The following is a 12,118-nucleotide window of genomic DNA, read 5'->3' on the forward strand; positions in this document are numbered from 1 at the left end:
AAGTTAAGAGTGGATGCGCTGCTGATAAATCGCCTGGGCCCATTCAGCTTTGTGCGCACATTCACGGGCCTGTTTTGAAATCAAATGAACCAGACTGATCTGCATGTTGATGGCAATGCGCTGGAGCTCCATTGCATAAAGGTCAGCGATCAGATGTGCAGGGGTGGCAGGATGCTGGATCACATCGGCCCAAAGAGACACCCCCATGGCAGATCGATCCAGATTGCGCCAGCGTAAAAAGGATGTGCCTGCGCCAGTCGATTGCATACCGAAATGGATTGGCAGCAGCGCCAGCGGAAAGGTTCGGCTTTGCGGCAACAGTTCATGCCGGGCTAAACTGATCAAGCTGTCGCGCAACTGTTCGTGTCGGTTCGAACATGCCTCAAACGGTCCTTTACCCTTAAAAGGAAAAAGGAATCCTTTTAGAAAGGCGGCATGATCCAGGCGTTGGAAGGCTGTGTGCTCCAGAGGTTTGAAGTGCTGTGTAGTCATATTTACTGGTCAACCGGTTCGTCATTGCCCAGCGCATATCTATCCGGATCACCATTCAAATCAGCGTCAGAAGGTTCAGGTGGCTGGTCTGGTAAATGATCTGGTGATGGTTCACCAAGAACGCTTTCCTGTCGTCGATAAATCGGCGGGGCAAAGCGCGAGCGGCGTGTGCCATTGAGGATGTCTGCAGGGATTTCCCCGAATTTTTCGATAGCAGTGCTCGCTGCAGTATTGCCTGCAGCAAAATCTTCGCGAGTGACTTCTGAGTGACGATAGCGCTGGACCAGGGTAAACAGGCTTCTGAGGTGGTGCGAACAATCGTCCAGATAGCGATCCAGTGTATTGCGGTCAATCAGTGCAGTATGGTGCGCCAGCACCAGCTGGCGTGATATTTCGTCAAATTCTGCCAATAGAAAAATCGCCAGGAACCCAAGCGGTGAATTTGCAAAGATGGCGATATTGGCTGGTTGCAGGTTGAGGTTTTCACCAAGAGACATTGCCGCAGGGACGTTGACATAGATTGCCTCTAACTGCTCCTTGACCTCAGCAAGGCGTGCTTTGACATCGCTGAGTTTTTCTTCAATGCGAATGAGCCACCAGTCAGAGTACGGATCGTCCTGCGACGCATAACGCGCCATTTTGTTGGTAATGGCTAAAAAACCGTTCAGTCCGATAATGCCCGGTACATCATCCTTCGGTGGACGGCCTCTCCACATACGAGCAGCGTGATGAGTATGAAGTGTCAGACGCATCTGACTTCGTAATGAACCTAAATTGAGAAAAGTATTTTCAACATTTGCCATAGATGATTCCTGATGTTTTGGAAATCAGATCGTCAAGGCAAACGGTCCAAATCACTGCCAGTAATGCGATTTTGCTGTTAAGAGGTTTTATTTATAGGATTCTTCAGTACTCGTCTGTATTTTTTTATGGCCGCGGCCATAAAAAAATACGGACATAAACTGATAATTACTGAGGGCTACTGACTGGCACTGATTCACAGAATAATTAAACCTGTTTTCCTCCGTTGAATGAAGTGTTCTTTGATTTGCTGACAATTTCTCGAAGCTGCTGGATATACATCAACGATTTTTCTTTTTCTTGTGGTGTTTCTTGTGGCGGTTTGGCTTCTTGCTTAACTTCACTTTTTTTAAGCAATGGTTGTAGCTCGGTTAGCGGGGATTCATTAAGCGCATTGAGTTCACCTTGCAGTGCTTTTTGAATAATTCCGAGTAGATAAGCCGGTGGTTTGCGGATAATCATGGTTTCGCAACGACGATCCCATTCAATGAAAATTTGTTGCTGTATACCGATATCCAGGTGCTGTACAGCAGTAAGCGCCAGGTTTTGCTGTTTGGGTGACAACCGTTTAAAACGCTCTGGTAGCTGAATATGCACACGCTTTTGTTCTGTAGTAGTCTTTTTATTAAAAATACTACTACTACGTACTGACTTCGGATTTGTGAAAGTCTGACTTTGAGCGGGTTTCCCACGTGATTCGGATTCCGAAGTCAGCCCGTAGCGATTCCGAAGTGAGACCATTTTGCTGTCTTCGGATTCCGAAGCCGGGTTTTCTGTGGATAACTTTTGGTTTTCAGGCTCCATGGTCTCTGTAATACGCTTAGTCAGAACAGACAGGCGCGTTGGCAGGGATTTTGTGCCCATCGTTGGATCATTGACAATTTCTGAAAAGCACAGCTCACCAATTCGACGAATAGCCTTGCTGGAATGATCCATTGCTTTGCTGACCAGTGCAAAATAGTCACGGTCAAGTTGTATCGTTTCGTGCGGGCAGAGCGGTTCATCATGCAATACATAGATATTGCTCTGCACTTGTCCATTGGGCAAGCGGCGGCGACGTACCAACGTCATCCAGCGGGTGAGCCGCAACAGGGTAATGGCTTTGGCGACAGTTTCGTAGGAAGCCTGTGTTGCGCATGGCACTGCTGTCAGAAAGGGACGCAGCTGATCATAAGTGGGCATTGAGGTCTTGCTGCCGCTTTCCATGAGCATCTTGATGATCTGCCATGTGTTGCGCTCTATGGGGGTTAAGCGACGATCAAAAAAAAGCGTCCTGGGGACGCTTTCCTGACGGTTCCCGGCAAAGAGAAAAACATCGTCCGTTGGCGGAGCCGCAGAAAGCGCATGAGCCTGTTCAAACAGATCGGCAAGAGTGGGGGATGCCTTTGAGTGTATCGATTGAGCATGCGTCATGAGTGCAACCCTTCTTTTACCCATTTTTGAATGGCCATCCACAGTTGTGCCATTGTCAGATTTTTTTCTTCAGCCAGCCACATGCAGGATTTGGCCAGATCATGTTCGTTATGTACATCAAAATGGTATTTGTCAATGAGGGTGAGCCAGTAACGCCACAGTTCGTTTTCCTGCTCTTCAGTGAGCTCTGTCCAACGACCCTGGCGTTTTTCCATCCCTAATAAGGAGCGCCTGAACGCTACCTCACGCTGTGTCAGACCAAAGACTTCACAAATCATTTTGCTGCTGGCGCACAGTCTGAGCATCCTGTTAATCAAAAAGGCTTCCTGCAACAACGATCCGGAAGAATTAATGAGCCCTCGCAAAAGAGGTGGGTTGACAATAATGCGGCTCCAGGGCACAGATGTATTGACAAGCAGTGTTAGAATTTCAGGGTTTTTGAGTGCTACCAGATCCTCATGTGTAAAACCCATATCCAGGCATCTACGTAATTTGCCATTTTTAAGCTCATTGAGCACCTCTGTGATGATTGACTGGTTCAGTGACATCGCGTCTCCTTTCTATTAGTAATTACATTTGAGTTTCATCCACCGTCAACTCAATCAGTCTGCGTGCCAGGCGGATTAGGCGAAACAGCTTGACAAGCGATTCATCGCTTAACCGCTCTGTGGTAGAAGGGCCAAGTAGCAAACAGGGAAGTTGTGTATACAGTGACAATGCGCAAGTGCTTTCAACAGCAGGTGTTTGGCTGATTGCGCCAAGTAAAGCCAAAATAGCGTTCTCGCTATCACCAACACAGGTAAAACCAATGCCTTCTTCATCTTGCTCAATCTGGTCTTTGCAACCAACCCCATCTGCAATTTCTACTGCAAGCTGCTCAATATGGGTGCGTAGCACTTCTGGGATATCAATGGCGGGTTCGATATACCACACATCTGAAATCGGGTACAGACCACCAGCTTGCACGGGAATGGCTTTGAGTACGTTTTCACTGAAATCGTTAATTTCTTCGCCCACATGGTGAGCCACCATCCGTTGTATGTTTTGCACCCTTTCAGAAGTTTCATCAGGAGAGACGATATGTGCTTCAATGAGCGTTTTTCCATTGGTGCTCACAGGAGGAGAACTTTCATTGTCACAAGCAGGCTGTTTGAGAGGGGCGGTATTGCCGGTTGTTGCATTTCCCCTTTTGGGGATGACAAATTTACTGGTATGACTTTGGGCCTGTGCCAGTACGTCGCTCAGATCGGGCTTTATGAAGTCTTTGGGGATTTGTTGATCAGAATTGCTTAGCTCGCTGAGGGGCACTGGTTCGGCATCAACCGGTTCTGTCTTGTTTTGACGTTTGTTGCCATACACTATTTCGGCAGCGGCCAGATCATAGCCAAGACCTGTATTTTGCGCGAGTTGACCAACTAATTCATCCTGAAAGCGCTCAAAGTCAAATTCTGTAGGTTCTGCATCAAAAGATGATAATGTTTCCTGAAATATTGATAAAAAATATTCTTTACTATCAGGGTGTGAATTATGCTGCTCCCAAAATCGAAAAGCTGATAGCCGCAGTGAGAGCAACCTTCTGATTTGACGGCTGTTTAATCCACTATAAAGAGCATTCGGTATTGCAGGCAATAAAAAATTGACTGTGTCTTGCATACGGCTGATTTGAGACTGCTCACAAGGGTATCCATCTTGTGTTAGCCGTTTTGCGAGTTCAGATTGGTTAATAGACGACTGGCTTTCCTGTTCATAGATTTTTTGTGCTTCGCCCACGCCAAGGGCTCGTTCAATAAAAGTGAGCTTACCGTGCAGTTCGTTTTCAGCCAGGTGGCCGGTTAAGGCAACGATCTCGCTTTTCCATGGTTTGAAAATGCACAGGATTTTGAAAAACTGCTCATTTTTGGTTTCAGACCAGAGTTCACCGAGAATTTTTAACCGTGTGTTACCACCATTGTGAATGATGTAATGTTCCTGGCCAGGGCGTCTGGTGACAGAAGGGGGGGTGTCCAGGCCACGTTGCAGGATGGATGTCTTTATTTCGTCATACAGAGGGTTGCGTGTCAGACGCGGGTTGAGCTCATAGGGGCGTAGCTGATCAAGTGTCAGCACCATCGGTGTATCGACGATTGGGTCGCTGAGCGCTTTAGCGTCAGGGCTGCGGCGCTCGAAATTTCCTGCCAGTAAGGAGTTTGAAATATCGTTTTGTTTTTCTGTCATTCTTATTTCCTTCGATTTCCTTGGTATCTAAGCGAACTTAAATAAATTGATCTTTTACCAGGTTGCTTGAAACGCAAACATCCGTTGGCGTGCAGTTTGACAATCCAGCCATGGCGCAGCAGGTAGACAATCAGAAATTGCAGCCGCTTATGTCGCCGATGCATTTTTTGTATCCGCATTTCAATGTCCTGCCTTGCCGGTGACGAGATCAAATTTCTCCTGCCATTGCGGAAAAAGTTCAATCGCCAATTTCCTCATGGTGTCAAGTGCCGAAGGTGTTATGCGGCCATAAGGCTTGATACGCTCGATACGATGCACAGGCTGGGCCAGGGCTGCAGCCCGCGTATAGGCTTCTATTTGAGGGATGGCCGTCTCCATAATTTGAATTTCTTGCTGGTCGCAGAAAACCTCCTTCAGCGACTTGTGTACGATGCGGGCACTGCTGGAAACGGTCGGAACACGGTTGACCAGCATGTGCAGCGGAGCAGGCGTAATGCCAAGATGTGCGTATGGCGCGATATCTTCCATCAGCTGCAACGTGCCACGCCTGAATTCCCGTGCTGCCAGTACTTCTGGCGTTACTGGAGAAATAACCATCCTGGAGGCAATGACTGCCATTTCCAGCAGGACGCTTCTTGCTCCCTGCGTGTCGATCAGCATCAAGTCATAGTGGTCATTGAAAGCTTTTTGAATATTGCGCAACCTGAACCGTCCGTCCGGCGCATGTAAGAGCAGCGTGTTAAGCTGACCCCGGTCATCGTTTGAATAAACCAGATCGAGGTGATTGACAGAGGTACGGCTGATGACTTTATGTATATCGTATTCATTAAAGGCAATCAGCTCATAAGTGCCAAAGGGTGAGATATTTTTGAGTTTGAAATAGCTTGATAATGTAGGTTGTATGTCCAGATCAACCAGCAGGACACGTAGCCCTGCATCAGCAATAAACCCACCCAAATTGGCTGCGATGGTGGTTTTACCGACACCACCTTTGGTACTGATAACAGATGCGACTAGCATGGCGTTCTCCTTTGCGATATTTCATGAGAAAAAGAAAAATCACAAAACGGAGGATTTCATTCGCTCTTCGATCCAGGCGTTGACCGCTTCTGAATCCCATCCGACAGCACGAATACCAATACGGATACGTTGCGGGAATTTCTTTTGCCGGATGAGCCGGTAGATATATGCGCTTTTAAAGCCCACAAGTGCTTCGACTTCATGGATTCTTAAAAAGCGTTTTGGCGTTTTTTCGGGAACTGCCTGCACTGTGACGGGATTGGCTGGTCCATGAGAGATATGCTGTTTGTTCATCAAAACACTCCTGACAGTTACTAAGGTGTAAAAAAGAGAGTGCTTTGATTTAAACGTTTATTTCATCTTATGTCAGTGCAATTGCATATCAGCAAAGTGCAATTGCACTGACAAACCTAAAAAGATTTGGTAGATATCTTGCGTTTTGCAGCAGCAAATTTGCTTTTCAGCGTTCGCTCGGAAAGACCCGGGTGGCCGGGGTACTGAGTTAACAAAGCGTCAATGATGGATTCCTGACTTGGAAAATTTGCATGGATGTCGTTAACCAATATATCCAACATCGCTCCGATGATGCAAAGATAAGTGTTTTCGCTTCTTTCCTTGAGTACGGGGGGATTTTCCATGATCGCTTTGCATTTTGTTTCAAGGTCTGCGATCGCCTGGTTTTTGTGATCAATACTTTGATTCAGGAGGCTGTTATTTGTTAACATTAACTGCAAGGCGTGAATGTCAATGCCAACATGCATTCTTCTTTCTTCTTCATTGAACAAGAAGGCAGGCTTTTCAAAAGGGTAGTTGTCTGATATCCAGCGTTTCAGATCGATATGTCGAACCGTTAATTCCTGGTCAGCGGGATCGATATCGCAGGTCACACCTTTTCTGCCACTTGGCAGTTCTTTATTAATGATGGCATCATAAATTCTCTCGTTATAGTTAAAGACAGATGGCCACTCGCAGAGCTCGTCATATGTTGGTCTTGATTGATAATTAATCTTTAAAAGAATATCCGCTTCTTTATCAATTAGCCCGGACGATAAAATTGCTGCCTCGATGGGGCGGTAATAAATTCGCTGTACTAAACGACATTGATGGCTATGTCCATACATAATAACGAGGCCCCATGATGCAGAACTTTCAAAACTATTTTTTAAAATAATAGAAAAAAAGTAAAAACAATATGGAACAAATACGGATTTGGTCGTATTTGTTTTCGAATATCACAAAATATAGCGAATGAATCCTGGAGTAGAAAGCCTTGCTTCACACTCTTTTTATAACAATTTTGTTATATTATTTGAAGAATAGGATTGTATAAATGCGCAGGACCCCTTTACCATATTCTATTATATTAATATTGATATATGTCATGAATATATTAATATAATGAAATATTAATTCAATTTGTTGTATTTATGTTGTTTTGTAATGTATGGGTACGATGAATGAACGATCTCAGTGCGCTTGAAGAAGCGCTTGCGTGTAAAAGATACGTTTCCAACGTCAAACGAGTGGCAAATGGGCGCGTTGCTACATTAACAGAGTGCGCTATTTCTTTACGGCTGCTACCAATCAAACTGATTCCAAATCCTGCTGCAACCAAAGATAGCATAAGTTCAAAAGACTTGGCGTATTGAACAATCATTGGTTGAGTTTCGCAGAGATTGATTTTTTTGCTGACTTGTTGATAGCTTCCCTGGAGTTGCTGAGGATGGTAAAAAATCAGGGGTTGGCTTAGAAACTGGTCTAACTCGATAGCTTTATTTTTAAGAAGTGGATGCCGTTTAGGAAGGACAGCAAAAAATTCTTCCTGATAAGTACATATGGATTTAATCACCGGATCGTCAGCGACTGGGCAACGGCAAAAGCCTAAATCAAAGTCTCCTTTTCTGAGCCCGGTTAGCAAGGTTGACAAATCAACCTCTAAAAATTGAATTTCTACGCCTGGTGAGTCTTCACGAAACTGTGCCAATAAGTCTGAGATTAACGACATATTGATGTCATCAGACAAGGCAATCTTTATCGTTCCATGATGACCTTTGGAAATCTCTTGAATATCTTGAATGGAGATCCTTAGACGATGGATTATTGCTTTGGCATGTTTGTGAAACGATTCTCCAGCCAAGGATAATCTGATAGGTCTGGTTGTTCTGTCGATCAGTATTGCGCCCAAAACATTTTCAAGTTCTTTAACGCATCGACTTAAGGCGGGTTGGACTGTATTGAGTATTTTTGCTGCTTCGCTAAAACTGCCGGTTTTAACTATTGCATCGAATGCCCGAATATGCCGTATTTCTATACCTCTGATATTCTGATCTGTCATGAATACCCCCTGCAATTAATGAATTGTACAAAGGGGCTTTTGATATTGTGAGCAATTCTTGATCAATTGTTAATGACTCAACAATATTGATATAAATCAATATGTTATTGTGTGGCTGTATTTTAAATACAGGTAATTTTCATTAGATCAAAAAGAAATATAGAATATTTATTGATTCATTGAAATAAATCAGTAAAAGTAGTACGCGCGATGCCATTTTTACATTTCACATCGTGTTGGTTGTTTTACCACCATGTTTTCTTTTTAGTTATGCATAAGCATGTCAGTAAGGGGGTTAGGAGGAGCGGGCAAATGAGTTGCAGGACTCTTTGCTGGTTCAGTTTATGGGTACAAAAGTGAAATCTCACGATGTATGTTAATAAACATATGATGATTTGTAAATCTGGTAATACCAGAGTGCAGGTTGGTTATTAGGAATAAAACAATAAAAACACTTTATATTGCCTGCAAACTCTCCAGCCAATAGGACGCTGCTATTGAACCGGCGCAAACAAAAACAAGCCGGTCAATGCGTCCATCAGAGCTATTTCTCTATGAAACATCCAATTCGTTCCTTTTTTTTGGGCAACACCATTTACGGTAGTCAGTTGGTTAAGTACCATCCTTTTAAACAATTAGGCTGCCTTGCTTTATCCATCGCTGTTGCTATTACGCCTCTGAGTACCGCTTTTGCGCAAGTGGTGCCTGACCCGAATGCCGGGCAGTACCGTCCTGGTCAGACCAGTGCCGGTAATGGTGTGCCGGTTGTCAACATCACCACGCCAAGTGCAGCAGGTGTGAGTCGCAACTAGTATCACCAGTTTAATGTCCAGCAACAGGGCGTCATTCTTAATAACAGCGCTGTCAATACCCAGACGCAGTTGGGCGGATGGGTTCAGGGAAATCCGAACCTGCCTTATGGCGCAGCGCGTGTCATCTTGAACGAAGTCACCTCGGGCAACCCCTCACTGCTGCAAGGCTACATAGAAGTCGGTGGGCAGCGGGCCGAAGTGATTATTGCCAATCCGGCCGGAATTTCAGTTGATGGTGCCGGTTTCATCAACGCCGCAGGCGTGACGCTGACCACTGGCACCCCGGTCTTTAACAACAGCGGCAATCTCGAATCCTATCGCGTTGCAGCGTTGGGAGGGGGCAGAATTGCCATCAATGGGGCGGGGCTGGATACCTCCAGCGCCGACTACACCCGCATCATCTCGCGTGCCGTTGAAATCAACTCAGGCCTGTGGGCCAACGACCTCACGCTGGCTGCGGGCACCGGCAGCTTTGCACCGGAGGGCACCCCCCTTCAACCCACTGAAGAAGACGCCAGCGGACGGCCTTTGTTTGCCATTGACGTGGCCCAAATTGGCGGGATGTATGCAAATAAAATATTCATCATAGGCAATGAGTACGGTGTGGGCGTACGTAACGCCGGACACATCGGTGCCAGCGCCGGGCAGGTCACCGTCACCGCAGATGGTATGCTGGTTAACAGCGGCACCATCAACAGCAGTCATATGGTTGCTGCTGTGGGTGGTGTGCAAAACACCGGAAATTTATATACACAAGGGCAACTTGTCCTCAACAGTGACGGCACACTTTCCAACCAGGGGACTCTTGCGGCTCTTGGCAATGTCAGCCTAAATGCGCAGAACATCCAGAACACCACGGATGGACTGATTGCCGCAGGCATGGACAACAACGGCCAGTTTACCGGCAGCGGCAATCTGGATGTGCAGGCCGCGCAGACCTTGACCAATCAGGGTGAAATACTCAGTGCAGGCCATACTGCGATTGCAGCAGACACCTTCAACAACCGCGCGACCACACAGGCGGGTGGTAACCTGGGTATCACCGCGCAGATGCTGACCAACCAGAATGCCCAACTCATTGCAGGCGGCGAAATCCGTATCCAGGCGGGTGACCCAAAGTGCAAAATTGCCTAGAGATGAAGTACCTGATTGAAAATCTGGTCATACCAGATTCAATGGATGGCATCGTTATACTGGTAAATGGTCTAAAAGCTCTAAAGGCATTAACTGTAAAAATGAGACCACTGGGGACAATGAATGACAGCGACTCAGAACAAAACCCATTATCAGCAAACCAGAGACTCAAATCAAAACCTTATCCGGTACATCGGCCTGGCACTGCTAATAGCCATGCTGCTGGTACTGGCAGGCTGTGATAAGACGGGTCCGGGCAAACGCGAATGGGATGAGGAACTTGTTATGGGCAATGGTACGGTGATCTGGGTGCACCGTACCGCGAGCTTTGTGACCGGGATGGGAGACATGTCCGGCACGGGCGGCGGCACAATAGATGGCGTTATAACGACGATCACTGTACCGAAAGACAACCCGGTAGCACCACCGCCGCCGGAATGGCGTTTTGAGGGTGCTGCACCGATTCTGATGGATTACAACGAAGAAAAACAGACCTGGTATGTGGTGGCGACCTTTTATATGTGTGGTATTTGGGTGCAATGGGGATGGCCAATGCCGCCGTACCGCCAGTATGAGGTAGAGAATGGTCAGTGGGTGGTGGTGCCGCTGGATGAAGAGTTGATCGGACGCGAGGCGAATCTGACAGCTGGTATGGTGAGCAATCAGTTACCAAGGCTGACTGCTGCTGAGCGCAAGAGGATGGCATTCACAGCTGGGGATATGTATCGCCGAGTTGTTAGCAAATGGAATAACTCTTGTGGAAATTATCGATAAGGATTTAACAATGGCAAACTTAACAGATTATTCATGGCTGTCAGCCGCAGTTTATCGCCGTCAAAATATAAATCAGATAGATCCCACAGTTAAAGGCTGGGATGTTGTCCAGTACATCTCCGATAATCCCAATGATGTTGCGACCTATTCAGGCGATGATTCGGGGCATTTTTCAGCCGGGGTATTCTGCAAGGGCAATGAAATCGTCATTGCGTTTACCGGAACCAATACGACGCTGGATGAACATCTGCATACCAATATGCCAGCTGGGGTGGGTGTGCCTACAGAGCAGGTGCGCCGTGTACATTTGCTGGCTCTGTAAAGCATACAAAATACATCAGTTAAATACAGTCGGTAGAAAAAAAGATAGAGTAAAAAACTTTTTGTCAGATCTCAGACAACAGGCATTTCAGGAAGCAGTAAAAAATACCTGTTTTGTGATATTTGAAACACGGGGACAACGAATGACAGCGATTCAGAACAAAACCCATTATCAGCAAACCAGAGATCCAGATCAAAACCTTATCCGGTACATCGGCCTGGCACTGCTAATAGCCATGCTGTTGGTACTAGCAGGCTGCGACAAGGCAGGCCCGGGCAAGCGCGAATGGGATGAAGAACTTGTTATGGGCAATGGTACGGTGATCTGGGTGCACCGTACCGCGAGCTTTGTGACCGGGATGGGAGACATGTCCGGCACGGGCGGCGGCACAATAGATGGCGTTATAACGACGATTACTGTGCCGAAAGACAACCCGGTAGCGCTACCGCCACCGGTATGGCGTTTTGAGGATGCGGTGCCGATTCTGATGGATTACAACGAAGAAAAACAGACCTGGTATGTGGTAGCGACGTTTTATATGTGTGGCATCTGGGTGCAATGGGGGTGGCCGATGCCGCCGTACCGCCAGTATGAGGTACAGAACGGTCAGTGGGTGGTGGTGCCGCTGGATGACAAGTTGATCGGGCGTGAGTCGAATTTGACTTCTGCAATCGTACGTAATCAATCATCCCGGTTGACAGCTGCTGAGCGAAAGAGGATGGCACTGAGGTCTGGAGATGTTTACAAAAAAATTGATGGTAGTTGGAATAGTTGTCGGGATTACGCACCAAGGAGATAAAA

14 protein-coding genes and 1 pseudogene are annotated in these 12,118 nt (G+C 46.6%); 6 read left to right on the plus strand and 9 right to left on the minus strand.

Going from position 1 to position 12,118, the window contains the following annotated elements; translation table 11 throughout:
• Positions 1 to 3: 3 nt before the first annotated feature.
• From AACY98_RS01880 to AACY98_RS01920, 9 genes are all read right to left on the minus strand, one after another.
• On the minus strand, positions 4 to 492 hold the full coding sequence (locus AACY98_RS01880; protein WP_339800827.1) for a DUF3158 family protein: 489 nt from the start codon (positions 490 to 492) through the stop codon (positions 4 to 6).
• Positions 493 to 494: 2 nt separating this feature from the next.
• Positions 495 to 1,295, minus strand: coding sequence for a PFL_4669 family integrating conjugative element protein (locus AACY98_RS01885; protein ID WP_339800831.1), 801 nt, complete (start codon positions 1,293 to 1,295; stop codon positions 495 to 497).
• 205 nt (positions 1,296 to 1,500) lie between these two features.
• Positions 1,501 to 2,706, minus strand: coding sequence for an STY4528 family pathogenicity island replication protein (locus tag AACY98_RS01890; protein ID WP_339800834.1), 1,206 nt, complete (start codon positions 2,704 to 2,706; stop codon positions 1,501 to 1,503).
• Complete coding sequence (locus AACY98_RS01895; RefSeq protein ID WP_339800837.1) at positions 2,703 to 3,254, minus strand: STY4526/YPO1902 family pathogenicity island replication protein; 552 nt, start codon at positions 3,252 to 3,254, stop codon at positions 2,703 to 2,705. Before AACY98_RS01895 ends, AACY98_RS01890 begins: the two co-directional genes overlap by 4 nt.
• A gap of 22 nt (positions 3,255 to 3,276) precedes the next feature.
• Positions 3,277 to 4,920, minus strand: coding sequence for a ParB family protein (locus tag AACY98_RS01900; RefSeq protein ID WP_339800840.1), 1,644 nt, complete (start codon positions 4,918 to 4,920; stop codon positions 3,277 to 3,279).
• A 180-nt stretch (positions 4,921 to 5,100) separates the two neighbouring features.
• Positions 5,101 to 5,940: a ParA family protein gene (locus tag AACY98_RS01905; protein ID WP_339800843.1), complete on the minus strand. Its 840-nt coding sequence runs from the start codon at positions 5,938 to 5,940 to the stop codon at positions 5,101 to 5,103.
• A 39-nt stretch (positions 5,941 to 5,979) separates the two neighbouring features.
• A complete protein-coding gene (locus AACY98_RS01910) occupies positions 5,980 to 6,234 on the minus strand; it encodes a helix-turn-helix transcriptional regulator (protein WP_339800846.1) in 255 nt (84 codons plus the stop codon).
• 116 nt (positions 6,235 to 6,350) lie between these two features.
• Entirely contained in the window at positions 6,351 to 7,061 is a 711-nt protein-coding gene (locus tag AACY98_RS01915) for a hypothetical protein (protein ID WP_339800848.1), read from the minus strand.
• Between the two features lie 290 nt (positions 7,062 to 7,351).
• The gene (locus tag AACY98_RS01920) at positions 7,352 to 8,275 is read right to left on the minus strand and encodes a LysR family transcriptional regulator (protein ID WP_339800851.1); all 924 of its coding nucleotides are present in this window, start codon (positions 8,273 to 8,275) and stop codon (positions 7,352 to 7,354) included.
• 554 nt (positions 8,276 to 8,829) lie between these two features.
• Between AACY98_RS01920 and AACY98_RS01925 the strand changes: the two genes are divergently transcribed.
• The 6 genes and pseudogenes from AACY98_RS01925 (at position 8,830) to AACY98_RS01950 (ending at position 12,116) form a co-directional block, all read left to right on the plus strand.
• Positions 8,830 to 9,087 (plus strand): hypothetical protein, encoded by a 258-nt coding sequence (locus tag AACY98_RS01925; RefSeq protein ID WP_339800854.1) that lies wholly within the window; start codon positions 8,830 to 8,832, stop codon positions 9,085 to 9,087.
• A 12-nt stretch (positions 9,088 to 9,099) separates the two neighbouring features.
• Positions 9,100 to 9,750: pseudogene (locus tag AACY98_RS01930) on the plus strand (filamentous hemagglutinin N-terminal domain-containing protein); the annotation flags it as partial.
• 216 nt (positions 9,751 to 9,966) lie between these two features.
• Entirely contained in the window at positions 9,967 to 10,221 is a 255-nt protein-coding gene (locus AACY98_RS01935; protein ID WP_339800978.1) for a hypothetical protein, read from the plus strand.
• Between the two features lie 123 nt (positions 10,222 to 10,344).
• Positions 10,345 to 10,995, plus strand: a complete 651-nt coding sequence (locus AACY98_RS01940; RefSeq protein WP_339800856.1) for a hypothetical protein — start codon at positions 10,345 to 10,347, stop codon at positions 10,993 to 10,995.
• Positions 10,979 to 11,317, plus strand: coding sequence for a hypothetical protein (locus AACY98_RS01945; RefSeq protein ID WP_339800859.1), 339 nt, complete (start codon positions 10,979 to 10,981; stop codon positions 11,315 to 11,317). Before AACY98_RS01940 ends, AACY98_RS01945 begins: the two co-directional genes overlap by 17 nt.
• Before the next feature lie 142 nt (positions 11,318 to 11,459).
• A complete protein-coding gene (locus AACY98_RS01950; protein WP_339800861.1) occupies positions 11,460 to 12,116 on the plus strand; it encodes a hypothetical protein in 657 nt (218 codons plus the stop codon).
• The last annotated feature ends 2 nt before the right edge of the window (positions 12,117 to 12,118 follow it).

Source organism: Saezia sanguinis (genome assembly GCF_963921665.1).
Lineage (GTDB): Bacteria > Pseudomonadota > Gammaproteobacteria > Burkholderiales > Burkholderiaceae_C > Saezia > Saezia sanguinis.